Here is a 19,261-nt window from a genome sequence, read left to right on the forward strand (position 1 = left end):
GGACTGCCGCCCGGCGAGAGGTGCTTTCCGGTCGGGCCAGGGCAGTTGAGGTTCGCGGACCGCGCCCGCGAGCGGGCTCCGAGGCCGCGACCCCGCGCCCTGCCGGGCCGCCGCCCTGCCGGGCGCCGGGCGGCGGTCCGGCCCGGCCCCACGGCTAGTTCTCGGTGCGGTACATCAGGTCCGTCTCGTGGAGGGTGAAGCCGAGGCGTTCGTAGACGGCGACGGCGGGCGCGTTGTCGGCGTCGACGTAGAGCATCGCGGTGCGCAGCGCCCGGTCGCGGGCCAAGTGGCGCAGGCCGATCGTGGTGAGGGCGCGGCCCAGGCCCCCGCCCTGTTCGCCGGGGGCGACACCCAGGACGTAGACCTCGCCCAGGCCCTCCTCGGCGTGCACCTTGGTCCAGTGGAAGCCGGTCAGTACCTCGCCGCGGAAGGCCAGGAAGAAGCCGGCCGGGTCGAACCAGGGCTCGGCCATCCGGTCGTCCAGGTCACGCTGGGTGAGGCCGCCCTGCTCGGGGTGGTGGGCGAAGGCGGCGGAGTTCACCCGGAGCCAGGCCGCGTCGTCCCGGCCGGGCACGAAGGCACGGACGGTGACGCCGGCCGGCAGCACCGGCTCGGGCAGGCCGTCGTCGGCCGGGTCCAGCGGGCGGCGCATCTGCCACAGCTCGCGGAAGAGCTTCAGGCCGAGCTGGAGGGCCAGGTGCCGGGCGGCAGGGTGGCCGCCGTGCGCCCACACCCGCAGCCGCTTGCCGGTCTCGCCGAGCAGCCGGTGGCCGAGCGCCCGGCCGTGCCCGTGCGAGCGGTGCCGCGGGTGCACCAGGAACTCCGCGACCGGCGCCTCCACCGGGTCGCTCCCGTCGATCTGCGCGTACCCGGCCAGCACCTCGCCCTCGGCCTCGCCCTCGTCCCCGGCGGGGCCGTCCGCGTCCGCGCCGGGCGCCCACAGCAGCAGGTGCACGATGCCCTCGCGGGACCCGCGCCGCACGTGCAGTCTGCCCTGCTCCGACACGGCGGGCTGGCCGTCCTCGGCCGCCGCGGCGGCGATCAGCCCGAGCACCGCGTCGGCGGTGGCCTGGTCCAGTTCCGTCAGAGCCTCGATGCGCCGGTCGCTCATGCGGAGATCGTACGGCGGCCGGGTCCCGTGACCTGCGAGGCATCCGCCTCCTGCCCGTCGTGCCCCGCTTGGCCCGGCTGAGCTTCGTGCTCGCCGTCCGCGATGTCCTTCGCCCCGCCGGGCCCGGCGGCCACCGGGACGATCGTGGCCGACAGGGCCGCGACTGCGGCGGCCAGGACGAAGGCCGGCCAGTAACCGGTGGCCGAGATCAGTACGGCCGCGGCCGGCGGCACCAGGGCCGCGGTCAGGTTCTGCCCGGTGTTGTGCAGCCCGAGGGCTCGGCCGGACCAGGCGCTGCCGGCGATCTCGGCGGTGGAGGTGAAGGACAGCCCGTTGGTGCTGGCGGTGATCGCGATGGCGACGACCAGCAGGACCGGGGTGAGTGGGGAGGGGAAGGCGGTGGCGAGCGCGGTCCCGGCGACCACGGCGGCGGTGGCCACGGCGAGCTGCCGCATCTCCCGCAGCCGGCTGCCGGTACGGTCCGACCAGCGCCCGACCAGCACCCGGCCGACCGCGCCCAGCGCCTGGGCCAGTGCGATGAGCTGCCCGGCGTGCACCGGTGACCAGCCGCACACGTCCGTCAGCAGCACCAGCGCGAACGCGCCCGCGGTGAACTGCGGCACCACCAGCAGGGCCGCCGAGCCGTGCAGGCGCGGCAGGGTGCGCGAGCCGCGGTACGGGTTGGCCGCCGGGCCGGCCGCGGCCCGCTCCGGGCGCGCCGGGTTCGCGGCGAACACCGCGATCAGTACGGTCATCACGCCGGTGATCGCGGCGAGGAATCCCAGGGCGCCGCCCAGCCCGTGCGCCGTGGCCAGCGGCGGCATCGCCAGCGCGGCCACCCCCATGCCCAGCGGGGTCGCGGTCTGCCGGATGCCCATGGCCAGCCCGCGCTGGCGCCGTCCGAACCAGCCCATCACCAGCCGCCCACTCGCGGAGTACACCGAGGCCCCGGCCGCCCCCGCGACCGCCAGCAGCGCGCCGAGCGGCACCATGCCGTGCGCCCCTGCGGCCGCCCCGGCCAGCGCGAGGGTCGCCACCCCGAGCCCGCAGGCGATCACCACCCGCTCCCCGAACCGGTCGGCGGCGGCCCCCCACGCGTACAGCGCGAGCACCAGCCCGGCCGTCGGGCACGCCACCAGCACCCCCACCTGCGTGAGCGTCAGCCCCTGCCGGTGCCGCAACTCGTCGGCCAGATACGGCACTCCGTACACGAACGCACAGGCCGCGGTCTGCGCCGCGGTCCCCAGAGCCAGCATCAGCCACCGGCGCACGGTCCCACCTCCTCGACGGAGTCCTCCACGGACGGTGCTCACCACTATGCGCCGGGGTCCGATTTTCGAGACAGTTCATTCCATATGGTGGACGCGTGATGGGTGTCATCCGGCCACCCGGAGCCGAGGAGGCGCAGGGAAAGGCGTTCGTCCCGGGATCAGGGAGTCAGCGTGCCGTCGATGTCGAGGCAGTGGATCTCATGCGCGTCGCAGATCAGGGGTTGCTCCCTCCCCATATCGGCCGCGATGCTCCACGCCAGGAACGTGACCGGGCGGTCGAATTCCAGGGCGGCACGTGCCTGGTGCAGGTCGATCCGGTGGTGGGGGTCCCCGACCAGGCGGAAGGGGCCGGGATGGCCCACGACGGCCACGGCCACCCAGAACGGGGGCTTGGTGCCGCGCGGGCGGGGAGAGAAATTGTCAACGGTGCTCAGCGGATAGAGCGCGTGTACCGACGACCCCGCGGAGAGACGGTACGTGCCGCAGAGCACCTCCTTGAGCGCCTTGCGGTAGTAGCCCAGGCAGTAGTGGTCACCGGAGATCCACCCCGCCTCGCCGCCGTCCCCGGGCACCCGGTGGATCACCACCATGGCGTCCTGCCGCGGCTGCGGACTCCCGCCGGGAGGGGGCATGTCGCGGATCAGCGAGACCAACTCCCCGTCCCCAGGCCCGAGTCGGCCCTGCGCCTCCACCGCGTGCCCTGGCCCGGCGACAAAGGGCGCCGTCGGCTTCGGCCGAGGGGAGCGGCTGTGCGCAGCAGTTGACTCCCCGTGCTCGCCGCTCTGCACAGCTGCGGTCGACAGCGCCAACAACCCCATACCGCACACCGTCGCGACCAACGCTCTCCTCATCGAGCCGCCCCCCCAGGCCGAATCCCGTCATCCCCTCCATACGACCCACGCCCGTATCAAAAGGATGCAGGCAAGGAATTTCGTTGCGTGAACGGGATATTCCGGGGCGGACGCGTCAGAGGGTGCCGACCGCCATGGGCAGGGACGGGTGGTTCAAGGTCGACACGCGGTAGTACCCTGTACTACATGGAGACGACCGCCCGCGAGTTCAACCAGAACGCATCGAGAATCCTCGCCGCCGCAGAACGCGGTGAGCGCATCACCGTGACCAAGAACGGGCGGCCGGTCGCCGTGCTCGCTCCCGTGGGCGACCAGGACGTCCCCTTGTATCCGACCGACCCCATGGGTGAGGACGACGAGGCGCCCGTCTTCGACAGCGCTTCAGCCGTGGACTGGTCGGCCGGTCGGGCGGACTATCTGGAGGGGTTCGGCTCGTGACCGTGACCATCGCCGACACGTCCGGCCTGTACGCCTACTACGACCGGGGTGACGCCCAGCACGAAGCGTGCCGCAAAGCTGTGGCGGCCACCGCTCATCTGGTGGTGACACCGTTGGTGCTGGCGGAACTGGACTACCTGCTGAGCACTCGGATCGGCGCGGCGGCGGCGCAGGGAGCGCTGGCCCATGTTCGCGACCGTGTCGCCGTCCGGCGTTACGCGGTGCCCGAGGCCGAGCCGCATCTGTCGACGGCGCTGGTGACCATGCGGCGGTACCCGCAGATCGGCCTCACGGACACCATGAACGTCGTCATGGCTGCCGAGTACCGTACGGACGCCATTCTGACGCTGGACCGCCGTCACTTCCGCATGGTGCGACCGCTGACCGGGCACACCGCCTTCCGCCTGCTCCCGGACGATCTGTGAACCCACCCACCTCCCCTCGGTGAAGCCGGCCCGGTCGTACTGTGCGGGTGATCAGGCGCTCGGCTCTCCCGGGGGGGCCGTCGGGGCGCCGGGGAGGCGGATGGTGGCCAGGGTGCCGCCGGCGGGGGCGGGGGCGAGGGAGACCTCGCCGCCGGACTGCTGGACGGTGCGGGCCACGATGGACAGGCCCAGGCCGCTGCCGGGGAGGCTGCGGGCCGAGGGGGAGCGCCAGAAGCGGTCGAAGACGTGGGGGAGTTCCTCGGCCGGGATGCCCGGGCCGTGGTCGCGTACGGTGAGCAGGCCGTCGCGCAGGCGTACCTCGATCTCGCCGCCGGGCGGGCTGAACTTCACCGCGTTGTCCAGCAGGTTCACGATCGCCCGCTCCAGCGCGGCCGCGTCCCCGCGCACGAACCAGGGGGCCAGCTCGGAGATGAGCTTCAGGTCCGGGCCGCGCAGCCGGGCCCGGTCCAGCGCGGTGGCCGTCACGTCGTGCAGCGGCACCACAGTCAGGTTCGGGCCGGTGTCCGGGCGGGACAGCTCCTGGAGGTCCCCGATCAGCGCGGCCAGCTCCGTCATCTGCGCCTTCACCGACGCCAGCAGGGCCCGCCGGTCCTCCGGCGGCAGCGCCCGGCCGGTCGCCTCACTGCGCTCCAGCAGCTCGATGTTGGTGCGCAGCGAGGTGAGCGGGGTGCGCAGCTCGTGCCCGGCGTCCGCGATGAGCTGCTGCTGCCGGTCCCGGGAGGAGGCCAGCGCCGCGGTCATCGCGTTGAAGGACGCCCCCAGCCGGGCGATCTCGTCCTCGCCCTCCACCGGGATCCGCACGTTCAGGTCCTCGGTGCGCGCGATGTGCTCCACGGTCTGGGTCAGCGCGTCCACCGGCCGCAGCCCGGTCCGCGCGATCCACAGGCCCGCGCTGGCCGCGCCCACCACGCCCACGCCGGCCACCGCGAGCAGCACCCAGGCCAGGGTGGTCAGCGGGTCGGTCACGTCGCTGAGCGGACGGGCCACCGACAGCGCCAGCGGCCGGCCGTCGAGCAGCTCGATGTTGGTGCTGGCCGTGTAGACGCGCAGGGTGTGCTGATGAGCGGCGTGCACGGTGTGGATCTCCGAGCGCGGCTGCTGCTGGGAGCCGGCGGCGATCGCCCGGTCGGTGGCGTTGACGGCGAAGGTGCCGCCGCCGGTGATCGGGCAGGCGATGCCGTCGGGGGTGACCAGCTGGGCCAGCACGTTGGACGGGTTGACGCCGAACTGGTTGGACTGGCCGACGATCTGGCTGGGCACGCAGCGCCCGAGGCCGCCCCTGGGCAGGTTGTCGTTCAGGGCGCGCAGCGCGACCTCCTGGCCTTGTCGCAGCGAGCCGTCCATCTGGGAGTTCAGCTCGTTGCGGGTGATCAGCCAGCAGGCCAGGGCGGCCAGGGCGACCGCGACCGCGACGGCCGCGGCCGTCAGGATCGTCAGCCGGGAGCGCAGGGGGAGCCGGTTCACGCGGAGGAGCCCTCCGGGGCGCGCAGCACGTAGCCGACGCCCCGCACGGTGTGGACGACGCGCGGCATGCCGCCCGCCTCGGTCTTGCGGCGCAGGTACATCACGTAGACGTCCAGCGAGTTGGACGAGGGCTCGAAGTCGAAGCCCCAGACCGACTTCAGGATCTGTTCGCGGGTGAGGACCTGGCGCGGGTGGGTCAGGAACAGCTCCAGCAGCGTGTACTCGGTGCGGGTCAGCTCGACCGGCCGGCCGGCCCGGGTCACCTCCCGGGTGGTGGTGTCCATCCGCAGGTCGGCGAAGGTCAGCGCGGTGTCGGCGCCGGCCTGGGTGGCCGTGGTGGCGTACGAGGAGCGGCGCAGCAGCGCCCGCAGCCGGGCCAGCAGCTCGTCCAGCTCGAACGGCTTGACCAGGTAGTCGTCGGCGCCGGCGTCCAGCCCGGTGACCCGGTCGCCGACGGTGTCCCGCGCGGTGAGCATCAGGATCGGCGTGGTCACCCCGGTGGAGCGCAGCCGCCGGGCGGTGGTCAGGCCGTCCATCCGCGGCATCAGCACGTCGAGCACGATCACGTCCGGGTGGTACGCGTCGGCCCGCTCGAGCGCCGCCATCCCGTCCGCGGCCATGTCCGTGTCGTAGCCCTCGAAGGTCAGGCTGCGGCGCAGCGCCTCGCGCACGGCGGGCTCGTCGTCCACGATCAGGATGCGCGCGGGCGCCTCGCCGCTCTCGCCGGAGCCGGGGCTCATGGTCTCGGTTACCTCACTGCTGAAGATGCTGGTCATGCCGGGCGCGGCTGACGCGGCTGGAGTACGGACACTCTCAGCCTCGCACAGCCGCGCCGGTGGGGTGCGCGGGTTCAGTGACCGGTTGCCGCCCTGCCTCGTAGCGACTGAGTCGCTGTGCTCATCAGCGGCCTCCGGCCGCGGGTCGCGCCGGTGTCGAAAGGTGGGGGCACCCCCAGGCGAAGGCCTGGGGGAGCGCGCAGTGTCGTGATGGGGGTCCCGCGCCGAAGTCTGGGGGAGAGCGACCGAGCACGATCGACCTCCCCCAGACTTCGTCCGGGGGGACCCCCACACCGGGTTCAAGCGACCGGAGGCGAAGGCGCGGCAAAAAATCAGTTGGTGCCGCCCGCGCGCAGGTGGGCCAGGTCGGCCTTGACCGTGTTGATCGGGATGGCGAAGCCCAGGCCCACGCTGCCGGCCGTTGAGGAGTCGCCGCCGGACGAGGAGGAGGAGTCGGAGAACATCGCCGCGTTGATGCCGATGATCTGGCCGCTCATGTTGATCAGCGCGCCGCCGGAGTTGCCCGGGTTGAGCGAGGCGTCGGTCTGGATCGCCTTGTACGTGGTGGTGGACGAGCCGGTGTCGCCGTTGAACTGGTTGCCGCCGAAGGAGAACGGCCAGCGGCCGCTGTTGCCACCGAAGGGGTTGTTCTGGACGCTCTGCCCGTCCTCGACGGGGACGGTCACGTCGCGGTTGAGCGCGGAGACGATGCCGCTGGTGACGGTGTTGCTCAGCCCCTCGGGCGAGCCGATGGCCACCACCTGGTCGCCGACCGCGACCGCGTTGGAGTCGCCGAGGGTGGCCGCGGGCAGCCCGCTGGCGCCCTGCACCTTGATCAGCGCCAGATCCTTCTGCGGGTCCGCGCCGACCACCGTCGCGCTGGCGGACCGGCCGTTGGTGTAGGTCACCGAGACCGACTGGGCGCCGGCGATCACGTGGTTGTTGGTGACGATCTGGCCGTCGGAGGTGATGATCACACCGGAGCCGGTGGCCTTGCCGTCGGCCGAGGTGGCGTTGATCTCCACCACGCTGGGGTCGACCGCCTTGGTGACACTCGCCACACTGCCGTCGATCTTGGAGGCGGTGGTCGCCGCCGCGACGGAGGCGGCCGTCTGCTTACCGGAGTCACCGGTGGCGTTGCCGATCAGCGCGCCGGCGCCGCCGCCGATCACGCCCGCGGCCACCGCGACCGCGGCGAGCAGCGCGTACGGGCGGCGGGCCCGGCGCCGGTGCGGGGGCAGCACCTGCGGCGGCGGCAGCTCGCTCCAGGCAGGCGGCGCGGCCGGGTACTGCGGGGGGTCCACCGGCTCACCGGTGGCCGAAGCGGAGTGCGCGGAGCCGGCGGGGCCCGAGGCGTAGGGGTCACCGTACGCGGAGGTGCCGTCGCCGCCGGGGGTGCCGGGGGCCGGGACGGTCGGGCCGAAGTGCAGCGGAAGCTGCGGGTCGTGCGGGTGCTCGGGTTCGCCGCCGGTGCGGTAGCTCTCTTCTCTCATGTCTACGACTGTGCAGCCGTTTCATGAGAGCTTCCTGAGCGTGCGCTGAGAAGCCCGGCAGAAGGGTGTATGCCCGATATAAGGAAGATCCGATCAGGTGACCGGACCCCGTCTCGGACCCCGTCTCGAACCCGGCCTCAGCCCCCGCTTCAGCCCGCCTCGCACCCGCACGAATTGCGGACCACCAGCCGGGACGGGAACTGCCGCACCCGCTCCCGCCGGGTGCCCGGCGCCCGCAGCGAGTCGTCCAGCACCGCGTCCACCGCCGCCCGGGCCATCGCCTGCCGGTCGGAGGCCACCGTGGTCAGCGGCGGGTCGGCCAGCGCCGCTTCCTTCACGTCGTCGAAGCCGGCCACCGCCAGCTCGCCGGGCACCTCGATGCGCAGCTCGCGGGCCGCCCGCAGCACCCCTATCGCCTGGTCGTCGGTGGCGCAGAAGATGGCCGGCGGCCGGTCCGGGCCGGACAGCAGCCGCAGCGCCACCTCGTAGGCGTCGTAGCGGTTGTACGGGGACTGGAAGAGGCGGCCCTCGGTGGACCGCCCCGCCTCCTGCATGGCCCGCCGCCAGCCGGCCACGTGATCGGTGACGGGGTCGCCGGTGACCGGGGTGATCTCGGTGCCGCCCAGGCACGCCACGTACGGGTGGCCGTGCTCCAGCAGGTGCCGGGTGGCGAGCTGCGCGCCGCCGATGTCGTCGGTGACCACCGCGATGTCGTCGATGGCCTCCGGGCGCTCGTGCAGCAGCACCACCCGGGCGTCCCAGGCGTCTATCTCGATCGCCGCGTTCTCGCTCGGCCCCTGGCTGATCAGGATCAGCCCGGACACCCGCATCCCCAGGAACGCCCGCAGGTAGTGCACCTCGCGCTCGTCCAGGTAGTCGGAGTTGCCGACCAGCACCATCTTGCCGCGCTCGGACGCGGCCTGTTCGACCGCGTGCGCCATCTCCGCGAAGAACGGCTGCCGTGCGTCGGGCACGATCAGCCCGATCAGGTCGGTACGGCGGCTGGCCATCGCCTGGGCGACCCGGTCGGGCCGGTAGCCGAGCTGCTTGATGGCCGCGAGCACCCGCTCGCGGGTGGCCGGGGCGACCGGCCGGGGTCCGTTGTTGATGACGTAGCTGACGACCGCGGTGGAGGTCCCCGCCAGCCTGGCCACGTCGTCGCGCGTCACCTTGGGCACGACGCGCAGTCTACGCGTGTCTATCCGGCCGCCATATGCCTCGTCAGACGGCCTGCTGCGCGGACGTACGGGCCTGGTTGCGGTTTTCGGCCGCGGGACCGGCCGCCGGTACGCCCGGCTGCCCCGCCGGCTGTGCGTTGCCGCCCGTGCCCCGGCTCCGCTCCGCCTCCTCGGCGGCGCGCTCCACCTTCTCCGGCGCGACGAAACGGTAGCCGACATTGCGCACCGTGCCGATCAGCGACTCGTGCTCCACGCCCAGCTTGGCCCGCAGCCGCCGTACGTGGACGTCCACGGTGCGGGTGCCGCCGAAGTAGTCGTAGCCCCAGACCTCCTGGAGCAGCTGGGCCCGGGTGAAGACCCGGCCCGGGTGCTGCGCCAGGTACTTCAGCAGCTCGAACTCCTTGAAGGTCAGGTCGAGCACCCGGCCCTTGAGCTTGGCGCTGTAGGTCGCCTCGTCCACCGACAGGTCGCCGTTGCGGATCTCCATCGGGCTGTCGTCGGCGGTGATCTGCTGCCGGCCCATCGCCAGCCGCAGCCGCGCCTCGACCTCGGCCGGTCCGGCGGTGTCCAGCAGGACGTCGTCGATGCCCCAGTCCGCGGTCACCGCGGCGAGGCCGCCCTCGGTGACCACCAGCACCAGCGGGCAGCCGGGGCCGGTGGAGCGCAGCAGCTGGCACAGGCTGCGCACCTGCGGCAGGTCCCGCCGGCCGTCGATCAGGATGACGTCGGCACCGGGGGTGTCCACCAGCGCCGGGCCCTCGGCCGGTGCCACCCGCACGCTGTGCAGCAGCAGGCCGAGCGCGGGCAGGACCTCGGTGGAGGGCTGGAGGGCGTTGGTCAGAAGCAGGAGAGAACTCACCTGGCGCTCCCGTCGTTCGTCCGTACGTGACGCGTCCCGCCTGCTGCGGGCGTGCGGTGGTGCTCAGGCTGCTGGTCGGGTCGGCTCAAAGTGAACCCCTCCTCGGTCCCGGCGAGGGCGGCGTACCGCGTGCCGAAAAGCACGAAAGGACCCGGGGGCGACATTGCCCAGGTCCTCTTGCACGGAAGAATAGCCCACATGAACAGCCCTGCCGAGACCGACGACGAGCGTTTGCGTGTTTCCGTGACCACATCGGGTGGCCGGCGTGCGGTTCTGTTGACGACGGACGGGGTCGCGGTCGAGGCCGAACACCACCCGCCCAGGGGCGGTTCCGGCCACGTCGAGCAGCTGGCCGTCGTGGTCGCCCACGGTTTCACCGGCGCGCTGGACCGGCCCGCGATCCGGGCGGCGGCCGAGCATTTCACCGGGTACGGCGGGGTGGTCACCTTCTCCTTCCGCGGCCATGGCCGTTCGGGCGGCCGCTCGACGGTCGGCGACCTGGAGGTGCTGGACCTGGACGCGGCCGTGGCCTGGGCCCGCTCGCTGGGCTACCCGAAGGTGGCCACGGTCGGCTTCTCGATGGGCGGCTCGGTGGTACTGCGGCAGGCCGGGCGCGCCGAGCCGGTACCCGACCGGGTGCGCCCCGACGCGGTGGTCGCGGTCAGCTCACCGGCCCGCTGGTACTACCGCGGCACCGCCCCGATGCGGCGGCTGCACTGGGTGGTGACCCGCCCGGCCGGCCGGCTGGTCTCCCGGGTCGGCCTGCACACCCGGATCCACCCGCGGGAATGGGACCCGGTGCCGCCGTCCCCGGTGGAGTCCGTGCCGTACATCGCGCCCACCCCGCTGCTGGTCGTGCACGGCGACCGGGACGGCTACTTCCCGCTGGACCACCCCCTGTCGCTGGCCGCGGCGGCCGACCCGGCCAGCAGCGAACTGTGGATAGAGCGCGGCTTCGGGCACGCGGAGAACGCCGCGGACCCGGCCCTGCTGTCCCGCATCGGGGACTGGCTGGCCGACCGTGTGCCGCCGCCGGGGCCCGGACGGGCCATGATGGACGCCGGCACGGGGACAATGGACGCCGGCACCGAGACACGGGACCGACACCTGAGGGCCGCCGGCCCCGACGACAGTTGAGGACGAGAGCTCATGGCAGCACCCGACACGGCCGTGCGGGGAGGCACCATCCGCTACTGGGCCGCCGCGAAGGCCGCCGCGGGCACGGCGGAGGAGCCGTACCGCGCCGCGACCCTCGCCGACGCCCTGGACGGCGCCCGCGCCCGGCACGACGCGGAGTTCGCCCGCGTGCTGCAGCGCTGCTCCTTCCTGGTCGACGGCAACCCGGTCGGCACCCGCGACCCGGCCTCGGTCCCGCTCCCCGAGGGCGGCACGGTCGAGGTCCTTCCCCCCTTCGCGGGAGGCAGCGCGTGAGCGAGCAGCCCGACGAGTACGGCCACGGCGGCCGCGTCCCCCGCCACGCCCGCGGCGCGGACGGCCCCCTGCCCGGCAGCGGTTACGGAGACGGCCCGCTGCCCGGCCACGACGCCGACCCCTCGGCGTACGGCGGCCACGATCCCCACTTCGCGCAGGACTCCCCCCCACAGCCTTCGGCGTGGGAGGTACCCCCAACCGGTGGCCCCTGGGACGTACCTCCCCCAGAGCCTTCGGCCTGGGAGGTGCCCCCCCCAGAGCCTTCGGCCTGGGAGGTGCCCCCACCGGAGCCTTCGGCGTGGGAGGTGCCCCCGGCCGGTGGCCGTGTCCAGGGCGGGTACGCCCAGCAGGGCCCGCAGCAGGGATCCCGGCAGGGCCCTCGGCAAGGTCGGTACCCGGGACCCGACCCGTACGCCGGGCCCGATCCGTACGCCGCCCAGGACCCGCACGGCGCGCAGGCTCCCTACGGCCAGGCCCCGTACCCCGGCGCCCAGGACCCGTACGCGGGCCAGGGTCCGTACGCCGGTCACGACGGATACGGCAACGCCGCCGGCTCCTACGGCCACGGCGACGCCTATGTGCCCGAGCCGCTGGCCGGGCAGGTGCCGCTGGAGGCCGAGCCCGGGGCCGCGTTCGGGGCGCCGTCGGGCGGCGACGCCTGGGCCGCGCACGCCCCCGCGCCGGACGGCGGCCTCGGCACACCCGGTGCCCCGCCGGCGCCGGGCGACTGGGGCGCGGCACCGGCCGGGGCCCAGCCGTGGGCGCAGTCCTGGGAGGCACCGCCGGCCGGCCCGGCCGGCACCCAGGAGCACACCGGCCCGTACGGCGGTTTCGCCGCGGACGGCACCGCGCCGCCGCCAATGGCGCCCGAGGCGCACGCCTACGCGCAGCCGCAGTCGTATCCGCCGGCCGGCGCCCCGCCGTATCCGGCCGCGGGCGGCGAGCACACCGCGGTGCTGCCGGTGATCGAGGAAGCCGGTCCCGCCCCGCAGCAGCCGGCCACCGTGCGCACCGGCTCGCCGATCATCCCGCCGGGCATCCAGCCGGCCGCGCTGACCGCGGTGCTCGGCCTGCTCACGGCCGGCGGCGTCGCGCTGGGCAGGCCCGCGCTGGCCGTGGTGCTCGTGCTGCTCCAGGCGGTCACCGCGGCCGGCTGGTTCCGGCTGAACGGCATGTGGCCGGCCCGGCAGGGCATCGTGCTGGCCTTCCTGTCCGGCGTGACCGCCGACGTCGCGCTGCTCGCGGTCAACGGCCGGCACGGGCCGTTCGCCCTGGCCGGCACCCTCGGGGTGTGGCTGGTGCTGGTGCTGGTCCTGCAACTGCGCCACCACGGCAGCGCCGACGAACGCCTCGCCTCGCTCACCGCGACCTCCGCCTCCACCCTGCTCACCGTGATCGCGGCCACCTATCTGGCCACCGCGACCTCGCACGCGGGCAGCGACCCGGTGGTGGTCGGCGCGATCGCGGTCGCCGCGGCCACCCTGGTCCGGGCGGTCCGGCTGCCCGGCGGCGAACCGGTATCGGTCGTGCTGTCCCTGCTGGTGGCCACGGCCACCGGGCTCGCCACCGGCCCGGCCACGGGCTTCGGCGGCGGGCACGGCGCCCTGCTCGCGGCAGCAGCCGGCGCCTGCGCCCTGATCGGCCTGCGGGTGGCCAGCTACGACTGGCCGTCCCGGTTCGTGCACTTCACCGCTGGGGTGGCGCTGCCGCTGACCGCCGCCGCGCCGGTGGTGTACGCGCTGGGCCGCGCGCTGGTCTGACCCGAGCCTGACCGGGGCCTGACCGGCGACCCGCGGGGCAGGCTCCCCGTCCGGCGGACACCTCGCACCGAAACCGAACAGGCCGGACGAAAACCAGCCGGCCGGGAACCGTACGATCCCTACCGTCCGTCACGCGTTGCGGAAAGCCGATCGAGGGACGAGCCGAGGCGAGCTCGTGCGGAACGGGAGAGTACGTACCCATGCGAGTGGCCAGGAACGTCCTGATCGTGCTGGTGGTCCTGTTCGGCCTGTTCGTGGCCGCCGACCGGATCACCGTGTCGATCGCCCAGAACAAGGCCGCCCAGCAGGCGCAGACCACGCAGGGCCTGAGCAGCAAACCGCACGTGTCGATCGAGGGCTTCCCGTTTCTCACCCAGGTGCTGTCGGGCAAGCTGGACCACGTGAAGGTGTCGGCGCAGGGCCTGGCGGCGAGCAGCGACGGCCAGCAGGTGCGGTTCGAGAGCCTGCACGCCGACCTGCACGGCGTGAAGCTCTCCAACGGCTTCCGCAGCGCGGTGGCCGACCGGGCCGACGGCCAGGTCTTCCTCACCTACGCCGACCTGCAGAAGGCCATCAACATACCCGGGCTCACGGTGTCCTACGGCGGCCCGGCGGCCGGCGGCGGCGCCCGGGTGCGGCTGTCCGGACCGATGCTGGGTTCCCAGCTCAGCGTGGTCAGCACACTGAGCGCGGACGGCGGTCACAGCGTGGCGCTGCACGCCGACAAGGTGCCCACCGCGTTCTCGGCGCTGGGCCTGGAGAACCAGCTCCGGCACCAGATCGACGTGACGCTGCCCATCGCCCACCTGCCCGAAGGCCTCGGCCTGACCTCGGTCGCCGCCGCCCAGGACGGGATAACGGTGACGGCCGACGGTCACCACGTCGTTCTCGCCAACTGAGACGGCGGCGTCCGTACACCAGTCCGAGAACGGCGCCGGGACGGCCTCCGGAGGCCGTCCGGCCGGTCCCGGACCGGCCGCGACCGGCCCGCGGCGGGACGGCGTACCGCCATACGGACAATCTTGTCTCGACATGCGACACGGCGGTGACACCCGCCCGTAGGTGTCCCTACGATCGACATCATGAAGCGACAGGCGGATCTCACCAAGCGGCGGGCAGTCGACCTGTGCCGCGTGGCCGCCATGCTCTGTCGCATGCCCTAGGGGCCCGTGCCTTTCTGTGCACTCCAGGCCGGCCGTTCGGCCCGCCCGACGCCCCTGACCTGCCGTTCCGGCAGCCCCCTCGCGCGCCCGCGCGCGCCCAGCAGATCCGCGCATCCGCACATCCGCACTGCCCCGGAGGAGAACAGCATGAGCCGCAGTGACGTCCTGGTGGGCGCCGACTGGGTCGAGGCCCACATCGACGACCCGAAGGTAGTCATCGTGGAGGTCGACGAGGACACCTCGGCCTACGACAAGAACCACATCAAGAACGCCGTCCGCATCGACTGGAAGAAGGACCTCCAGGACCCGGTCCGCCGGGACTTCGTCGACCAGGCCGGGTTCGAGGCGCTGCTGTCCGCCAAGGGCATCGCCAACGACGACACGGTCGTGCTGTACGGCGGCAACAACAACTGGTTCGCGGCGTACGCCTACTGGTACTTCAAGCTGTACGGCCACGAGGACGTGAAGCTGCTCGACGGCGGCCGCAAGAAGTGGGAGCTGGACTCCCGCGACCTGGTCGCCACGGCGTCGCCCGAGCGGACCGCCACCGAGTACAAGGCCAAGGCGCAGGACACGTCGATCCGGGCGTTCCGCGACGACGCCGTCGCCGCGATCGGCTCGCTCAACCTGGTCGACGTGCGCTCGCCCGACGAGTTCTCCGGCAAGCTGCTCGCCCCCGCGCACCTGCCGCAGGAGCAGTCGCAGCGCCCCGGTCACATCCCGAGTGCCCGCAACATCCCCTGGTCGAAGTCGGCGAACGACGACGGCACCTTCAAGTCCGACGACGAGCTCAAGGAGCTCTACGAGGGCGAGGGCGTGGACCTGGCCAAGGACACCATCGCCTACTGCCGCATCGGCGAGCGCTCCGCGCACACGTGGTTCGTGCTGCACGAGCTGCTCGGCCAGCCCAACGTGAAGAACTACGACGGCTCGTGGACCGAGTACGGCTCGCTGGTGGGCGTGCCGATCGAGCTCGGCGCCAACTGAACTGATTGCGGAGGACTGGAAACATATGTGTGGAGCGAAGGCCGGCGGCCCGGACCTGGCCGGTATTGATGTGGCGAGCGAGACCATCATCCAGGGCTCGGTGACCCGCGACGGCGAGCCGGTCAGCGGCTACGTGCGGCTGCTCGACGGCGGCGGCGAGTTCACGGCCGAGGTCCCGACCTCGGCGACCGGGCAGTTCCGCTTCTTCGCGGCCCCCGGCACGTGGACCCTGCGGGCCCTGGTGCCGGGCGCCACGGTGGACCGTACGGTCGTCGCCCAGAAGGGCACGGCGGCGGAAGTCGCTATTGCAGTTTGAGCCGATTGAGGCAACCCAGGGACGGCCCGGACGCACCCCGCGTCCGGGCCGACCTATTTCGGATTGCGGCACTCGCACCGCTCGGCCCCGGGGGGCCTCGCGGGCTTCGAACCGCCCTGCCGGACTCCGTCCGGCGGGAGAACCGCTCGCGTACCCCACCTGCGGCGGGCCTGCGCCGGCCAGGTGCCGCCGAGGCACTCGCGGCGTACCCTGAAAGTGTGTTGGAGCGGCGTCGTCACGTGTACTACGCCATGATGGGCACCTGTGTGGGCCTGTTCGTCCTGGCGTGGGCGGTCGTACGCATCTGGTCCGTGCCCGCCGCGATCGGGATGTGCGTGGTGGCCATGGTGATTCCCCCGATCGCCGCGATCGTGGCGAACCGGCGCGGCCCGGACGACCGCTGGTGGGACGAGCAGCAGCCCGGCGATTCCGGTGACCCGCAGTCCGACGACTGGTGGGCCGAACTCGACGGCAAGGACCGCAAGGACCACCACCACGAACAGTGACCGGCCGCCCGTGGGCGGCCGGCGGACGTTCGGGCCTGGTCGGCGCAGCGAATCGGCGGACCGGTTCAGTAGACGAGCGCCTGCACGCCGTCGGCCATGATCTCGCCGACGAAGACCTGCGACCCCGCGATCCGGATCCCCTCGACGACATCCGCCTGCGCGATGTCGCGCCGGGCCGCGCACTGCGTGCACAGCGTCACCGTGCCGGCCGCGAGCACCGACTCCAGCAGGTCGGGCAGCGGCGCCGAGTGCGGCAGTTCGAACTCCGCGGCCCGCCCCGGCAGCGCGAACCACGCCGACTCCCCGGTCAGCCACAGCGAGACCTCGACGCCGCTGGCCACCGCCACCGCCGCCACCGTGAAGGCCTGCGAGCACCGCTCGGGCGCGTCCGCCCCCGCCGTCACCTTGATCACCAGCTTATTAGCCATGGCCACAGCCTATGCGGTGATATAACTGCGGTTCTTGTGTGTCACACGCATACATGTGCGGTGACGGAATGAATGCCCGGGGGGGCCTTCAACGTGAAACAACCGAACGCGGTGCGCCGACGCAGGCGCACGGCGCTGATCACCACGTCCGCGGCAGTGCTCGGCGTGCTGGCCGGGGGATTACTCGGCTACGACATCCAGGACCACCGCGCACCCACGCCGCTGCCGCCGCTGACCGGGGCGATGCCCGTACAGCCGGCCGGCGCCGGTCCCGTGCCGAAGGCGCTGCCCCTCGCGCAGGACCGCGACGCGGTCTACCGGGGCGACCTCCTCAAGCTGCTGGTCCCGACGCCCAAGGGCGACAAGGAGGAGAACCGGAGCTGGATGTCGCTGGCCGATTACGCCGAGGACTTCGAGAATCCCGCGGGCGCTTTCACCGGCCTGGTCGACCACCAGTACCAGCGTGGCGCCGATGCCGAGTGGACCGACCGGAAGAGCAGCTACTTCACCGTCCACCTGGTCCAGTACCGCGACGACGCCGCGCCCTGGACACCGCAGGAGATGCTCTACCAGGCGAACCTGGCCAGCGGCGATTCGCACTACGGTGCCTCGCTGGACGTGCCCGGCACCGTCGACGGCCAGGTCTGGGGCTCGGCCCACCCGCAGTCGGATCCCGGCTACGAGCCCATATACAGCGGCCACGGCCAGGCCCGGGTCGGCAACATCTACGTCGAGGTCTGGGTGGACGCGAGCAAGCCGGTCAAGGCGTCGGCCGTACTGGCCCTGATGAAGAAGCAGTTGGTGCGGCTGTGAGCGACCACTTCCCGCCTGCCACGCCGGGGCAGGACCCGCAGGCCTTCGGCCCGCCCGCCGCTTTCGACCAGCCGCCTGCCGATCCGCCCGCCGGCTTCGGTCCGCCGCCCGCCGCCGATCCGCCGGCCGGATTCGGCCCGCCCGCCTCCTTCGACCCGGCCGCATGGCCGCCTCCGACCTCGCCTCCCTACCCGCCCGAGGCGCCGCCCGGTGTCGTGGCCGCCGCGGTACGGTCCCGCCGCCGGCGGGGGATCGCGCTGGGAGTGGCCGCCGCGCTGGTGGCCCTCGCCGCGGCCGGCGGCATCGGGTACGCCGTGACCAGGGGCGGCGGCGACGGTACGAAGGACGCCCCGGCCGCGTCCGGGGCGTCGCACCCGCGGGCCAAGGCGTTCGGCGCCCGCTCCGGCGGCAGCCACTACGGCAGCCTGGGCCTGATGCTGCTCCCGGTCCCGGACGACTTCGACCCCGGGCCGGACATCCAGACGTACGGGAACGACGCCGTCCTCGACGCCGGCCGGGCGCAGGACCTGATGCGGCAGAACGTGGCATCGCTGTCGGCCAAGGACCGGAAGGCCTACGACGCGACCCTGCGCGACATGCACATCGAGGGCGCGGGCCTGCGCACCTACCAGGGCAGCACCGACGACCTGGTGATCTCGGTGCAGATCCTCCAGATGCGGAACAAGGTGCTGGCCAGGGACGACACCCGGCTGTTCGCGGCGATCACCAAGGCGATGCACGTCTTCCGGCCCGGTCCGAAGATCACGGGCCATCCCTACGCGACCTGCGTACTGTCCCCGTCCGACCGCGAGGAGAAGATCGACTCGATGCTGTGCCGCGCCACCGAGGGCGACCTGCTGGTGACCCTGTCGGCGACCGCGCCCAAGCCGATGGACACGACCGCCGCCGCCGGCCTGCTGGCCAAGCAGCTCGACCGGATCCAGGACCCGGGGGAGGCGGTCTGATGACGCAGCTCGTACCGGACTCGTACCCGGACCCGGGCCACGACCTGGCGCCGGATCCGATGCCAGCCTCGATGCCCGATCCGCTCCCCGGCCCGATGCCCGAGCCGTTGCCGTTGCCGGTGTCGGCCCCGGACCTGTTCCCGTACCCGGCCGACGTGCCGGGCGGTGAGGCGCCGGAGGGCGAGGGGCGGCCGCGGCGCAGGCTGCTGCGCGGGGTGCTGCGGTGGACCGCGGTGGCGTTGGTGTTCGGGCTGTTCGGGGCGGCGACCGCGTACGCGGTGACCGTGCCGGACCGAACCCGGATCCCGGGGCTGCGCACGCCGGGCGACGGCCGGTGGACGTACGCGACACCGGTCCTGCCGAAGCTGCCGGCCGGCAAGCCGCGCCCGCTGGCCGACGCGAACACCGCCGGCCTGCACTACGTGGACCTGCGCTCGCTGCTGCTGCCCGAGCCGCTGAACGCGACCGCCGACCACGGCCTGCCCGGCCGTAAGGGCTGGCTCACGCCGGACGCCTTCGTGCGCCGGTTCCAGATGCGCGACCGCTACAGCGCGCTGGTCGACCTGCGGGAGAACGGCCTGCGGCACGTCGCCGCGTCCGGCTGGACCATGCCCGACGGCACCCGCACCCAGATCTACCTGGCCCAGTTCGTCAGCGCCGGGTACGCGAGCCAGTACATGGAGACGATGGAGGCCATGTGGCCCGACGGGGTCACGGACGAGGCCGAGGACGGCTCGGTGGATTCCTCCGCGGTCCCGTCGGCCATCGCGGTCGCCGCCTACCACGAGACCAGGCCGTACGGCACCGACGACACCCGGTTCGCCTATGTGCGCTCCGGCGACACCATCGGGATCGTGGTCCAGTCCCGCCGGGGCACCGGCCTGGAGGTGCCGTTCCGGCAGACCGTACGGCTCCAGGCCCAGCTGCTGGGGTGACCGGCGGCCGGACTAGACTCGGCAGCGGCTTTGCCCGACCCGCCTGTCCCCGCTCGCCGAGGAGCACGTC

22 protein-coding genes are annotated in these 19,261 nt (G+C 73.2%); 13 read left to right on the forward strand and 9 right to left on the reverse strand.

Going from position 1 to position 19,261, the window contains the following annotated elements; translation table 11 throughout:
- Positions 1–154: 154 nt before the first annotated feature.
- The 3 genes from mshD to ITX44_RS28565 all read right to left on the reverse strand — a co-directional run bounded on the left by mshD (position 155) and on the right by ITX44_RS28565 (position 3,035).
- Positions 155–1,111, reverse strand: a complete 957-nt coding sequence (mshD, locus tag ITX44_RS28555; RefSeq protein WP_205360437.1) for a mycothiol synthase — start codon at positions 1,109–1,111, stop codon at positions 155–157.
- Positions 1,108–2,382, reverse strand: a complete 1,275-nt coding sequence (locus tag ITX44_RS28560; protein ID WP_307795531.1) for an MFS transporter — start codon at positions 2,380–2,382, stop codon at positions 1,108–1,110. The genes mshD and ITX44_RS28560 overlap by 4 nt, the downstream gene beginning before the upstream one ends.
- 158 nt (positions 2,383–2,540) lie before the next feature.
- Positions 2,541–3,035, reverse strand: coding sequence for a hypothetical protein (locus ITX44_RS28565; protein ID WP_205360439.1), 495 nt, complete (start codon positions 3,033–3,035; stop codon positions 2,541–2,543).
- Positions 3,036–3,419: 384 nt separating this feature from the next.
- On the opposite strand from ITX44_RS28565, the gene ITX44_RS28570 reads away from it, so the two are divergent.
- Positions 3,420–3,671 carry a type II toxin-antitoxin system Phd/YefM family antitoxin gene (locus ITX44_RS28570; RefSeq protein ID WP_205360441.1) on the forward strand — a complete coding sequence of 84 codons (252 nt, stop codon included), beginning with the start codon at positions 3,420–3,422 and terminating at the stop codon, positions 3,669–3,671.
- Positions 3,668–4,096 carry a PIN domain-containing protein gene (locus ITX44_RS28575; RefSeq protein WP_205360450.1) on the forward strand — a complete coding sequence of 143 codons (429 nt, stop codon included), beginning with the start codon at positions 3,668–3,670 and terminating at the stop codon, positions 4,094–4,096. Before ITX44_RS28570 ends, ITX44_RS28575 begins: the two co-directional genes overlap by 4 nt.
- Positions 4,097–4,147: 51 nt before the next feature.
- Here ITX44_RS28575 and ITX44_RS28580 read toward each other — a convergent pair whose 3' ends face one another.
- The 5 genes from ITX44_RS28580 to ITX44_RS28600 all read right to left on the reverse strand — a co-directional run bounded on the left by ITX44_RS28580 (position 4,148) and on the right by ITX44_RS28600 (position 9,887).
- Complete coding sequence (locus ITX44_RS28580) at positions 4,148–5,581, reverse strand: sensor histidine kinase (protein WP_205360452.1); 1,434 nt, start codon at positions 5,579–5,581, stop codon at positions 4,148–4,150.
- Positions 5,578–6,321, reverse strand: coding sequence for a response regulator transcription factor (locus tag ITX44_RS28585; RefSeq protein WP_205360746.1), 744 nt, complete (start codon positions 6,319–6,321; stop codon positions 5,578–5,580). The genes ITX44_RS28580 and ITX44_RS28585 overlap by 4 nt, the downstream gene beginning before the upstream one ends.
- A gap of 368 nt (positions 6,322–6,689) precedes the next feature.
- The gene (locus tag ITX44_RS28590) at positions 6,690–7,850 is read right to left on the reverse strand and encodes a S1C family serine protease (protein ID WP_205360454.1); all 1,161 of its coding nucleotides are present in this window, start codon (positions 7,848–7,850) and stop codon (positions 6,690–6,692) included.
- Positions 7,851–7,999: 149 nt separating this feature from the next.
- Positions 8,000–9,028 (reverse strand): LacI family DNA-binding transcriptional regulator, encoded by a 1,029-nt coding sequence (locus tag ITX44_RS28595; RefSeq protein ID WP_205360456.1) that lies wholly within the window; start codon positions 9,026–9,028, stop codon positions 8,000–8,002.
- A 43-nt stretch (positions 9,029–9,071) separates the two neighbouring features.
- The gene (locus ITX44_RS28600) at positions 9,072–9,887 is read right to left on the reverse strand and encodes a response regulator transcription factor (RefSeq protein WP_205360459.1); all 816 of its coding nucleotides are present in this window, start codon (positions 9,885–9,887) and stop codon (positions 9,072–9,074) included.
- A gap of 198 nt (positions 9,888–10,085) precedes the next feature.
- Here ITX44_RS28600 and ITX44_RS28605 point away from each other — a divergent pair, with 198 nt between their 5' ends.
- From ITX44_RS28605 to ITX44_RS28635, 8 genes are all read left to right on the forward strand, one after another.
- Positions 10,086–11,024 carry an alpha/beta hydrolase gene (locus ITX44_RS28605; protein WP_205360460.1) on the forward strand — a complete coding sequence of 313 codons (939 nt, stop codon included), beginning with the start codon at positions 10,086–10,088 and terminating at the stop codon, positions 11,022–11,024.
- 33 nt (positions 11,025–11,057) lie between these two features.
- The gene (locus ITX44_RS28610) at positions 11,058–11,318 is read left to right on the forward strand and encodes a MoaD/ThiS family protein (protein WP_205360747.1); all 261 of its coding nucleotides are present in this window, start codon (positions 11,058–11,060) and stop codon (positions 11,316–11,318) included.
- Entirely contained in the window at positions 11,315–13,078 is a 1,764-nt protein-coding gene (locus tag ITX44_RS28615) for a hypothetical protein (protein WP_307795532.1), read from the forward strand. The genes ITX44_RS28610 and ITX44_RS28615 overlap by 4 nt, the downstream gene beginning before the upstream one ends.
- A 200-nt stretch (positions 13,079–13,278) precedes the next feature.
- Positions 13,279–13,977 carry an LmeA family phospholipid-binding protein gene (locus ITX44_RS28620; RefSeq protein WP_205360462.1) on the forward strand — a complete coding sequence of 233 codons (699 nt, stop codon included), beginning with the start codon at positions 13,279–13,281 and terminating at the stop codon, positions 13,975–13,977.
- Positions 13,978–14,160: 183 nt separating this feature from the next.
- Positions 14,161–14,241 (forward strand): putative leader peptide, encoded by an 81-nt coding sequence (locus ITX44_RS43120; protein ID WP_355342331.1) that lies wholly within the window; start codon positions 14,161–14,163, stop codon positions 14,239–14,241.
- Positions 14,242–14,388: 147 nt separating this feature from the next.
- Complete coding sequence (locus tag ITX44_RS28625; protein WP_205360464.1) at positions 14,389–15,228, forward strand: sulfurtransferase; 840 nt, start codon at positions 14,389–14,391, stop codon at positions 15,226–15,228.
- Positions 15,229–15,253: 25 nt separating this feature from the next.
- The gene (locus tag ITX44_RS28630; protein WP_205360466.1) at positions 15,254–15,544 is read left to right on the forward strand and encodes a DUF1416 domain-containing protein; all 291 of its coding nucleotides are present in this window, start codon (positions 15,254–15,256) and stop codon (positions 15,542–15,544) included.
- A gap of 218 nt (positions 15,545–15,762) precedes the next feature.
- Positions 15,763–16,050: a DUF3099 domain-containing protein gene (locus ITX44_RS28635; RefSeq protein WP_205360468.1), complete on the forward strand. Its 288-nt coding sequence runs from the start codon at positions 15,763–15,765 to the stop codon at positions 16,048–16,050.
- A gap of 65 nt (positions 16,051–16,115) precedes the next feature.
- On the opposite strand, the gene ITX44_RS28640 is transcribed toward ITX44_RS28635, so the two are convergent.
- Complete coding sequence (locus ITX44_RS28640) at positions 16,116–16,478, reverse strand: DsrE family protein (RefSeq protein WP_205360470.1); 363 nt, start codon at positions 16,476–16,478, stop codon at positions 16,116–16,118.
- A 93-nt stretch (positions 16,479–16,571) separates the two neighbouring features.
- Between ITX44_RS28640 and ITX44_RS28645 the strand changes: the two genes are divergently transcribed.
- Genes ITX44_RS28645 through ITX44_RS28655 form a run of 3 tightly spaced genes read left to right on the forward strand, consistent with a single transcriptional unit; the run spans position 16,572 to position 19,191 of the window.
- Entirely contained in the window at positions 16,572–17,291 is a 720-nt protein-coding gene (locus tag ITX44_RS28645; RefSeq protein ID WP_205360472.1) for a hypothetical protein, read from the forward strand.
- Positions 17,288–18,256 (forward strand): hypothetical protein, encoded by a 969-nt coding sequence (locus ITX44_RS28650; protein ID WP_205360474.1) that lies wholly within the window; start codon positions 17,288–17,290, stop codon positions 18,254–18,256. Before ITX44_RS28645 ends, ITX44_RS28650 begins: the two co-directional genes overlap by 4 nt.
- On the forward strand, positions 18,256–19,191 hold the full coding sequence (locus ITX44_RS28655) for a hypothetical protein (RefSeq protein WP_205360475.1): 936 nt from the start codon (positions 18,256–18,258) through the stop codon (positions 19,189–19,191). Before ITX44_RS28650 ends, ITX44_RS28655 begins: the two co-directional genes overlap by 1 nt.
- Positions 19,192–19,261 lie beyond the last annotated feature (70 nt).

The organism is Actinacidiphila acididurans (assembly GCF_016918855.1).
In the GTDB taxonomy this organism is placed as follows: Bacteria; Actinomycetota; Actinomycetes; order Streptomycetales; family Streptomycetaceae; genus Actinacidiphila; species Actinacidiphila acididurans.

What these genes read in the sequence shown, in the direction of transcription:
- ITX44_RS28630 (WP_205360466.1), top strand. Translation starts at nt 15,254, where the DNA reads ATGTGTGGAGCGAAGGCCGGCGGCCCGGACCTGGCCGGTATTGATGTG.
- ITX44_RS28620 (WP_205360462.1), top strand. Translation starts at nt 13,279, where the DNA reads ATGCGAGTGGCCAGGAACGTCCTGATCGTGCTGGTGGTCCTGTTCGGC.
- ITX44_RS43120 (WP_355342331.1), top strand. Translation starts at nt 14,161, where the DNA reads ATGAAGCGACAGGCGGATCTCACCAAGCGGCGGGCAGTCGACCTGTGC.
- mshD (WP_205360437.1), bottom strand. Translation starts at nt 1,111, where the DNA reads ATGAGCGACCGGCGCATCGAGGCTCTGACGGAACTGGACCAGGCCACC.
- ITX44_RS28640 (WP_205360470.1), bottom strand. Translation starts at nt 16,478, where the DNA reads ATGGCTAATAAGCTGGTGATCAAGGTGACGGCGGGGGCGGACGCGCCC.
- ITX44_RS28605 (WP_205360460.1), top strand. Translation starts at nt 10,086, where the DNA reads ATGAACAGCCCTGCCGAGACCGACGACGAGCGTTTGCGTGTTTCCGTG.
- ITX44_RS28655 (WP_205360475.1), top strand. Translation starts at nt 18,256, where the DNA reads ATGACGCAGCTCGTACCGGACTCGTACCCGGACCCGGGCCACGACCTG.
- ITX44_RS28590 (WP_205360454.1), bottom strand. Translation starts at nt 7,850, where the DNA reads ATGAGAGAAGAGAGCTACCGCACCGGCGGCGAACCCGAGCACCCGCAC.
- ITX44_RS28570 (WP_205360441.1), top strand. Translation starts at nt 3,420, where the DNA reads ATGGAGACGACCGCCCGCGAGTTCAACCAGAACGCATCGAGAATCCTC.
- ITX44_RS28585 (WP_205360746.1), bottom strand. Translation starts at nt 6,321, where the DNA reads ATGAGCCCCGGCTCCGGCGAGAGCGGCGAGGCGCCCGCGCGCATCCTG.
- ITX44_RS28625 (WP_205360464.1), top strand. Translation starts at nt 14,389, where the DNA reads ATGAGCCGCAGTGACGTCCTGGTGGGCGCCGACTGGGTCGAGGCCCAC.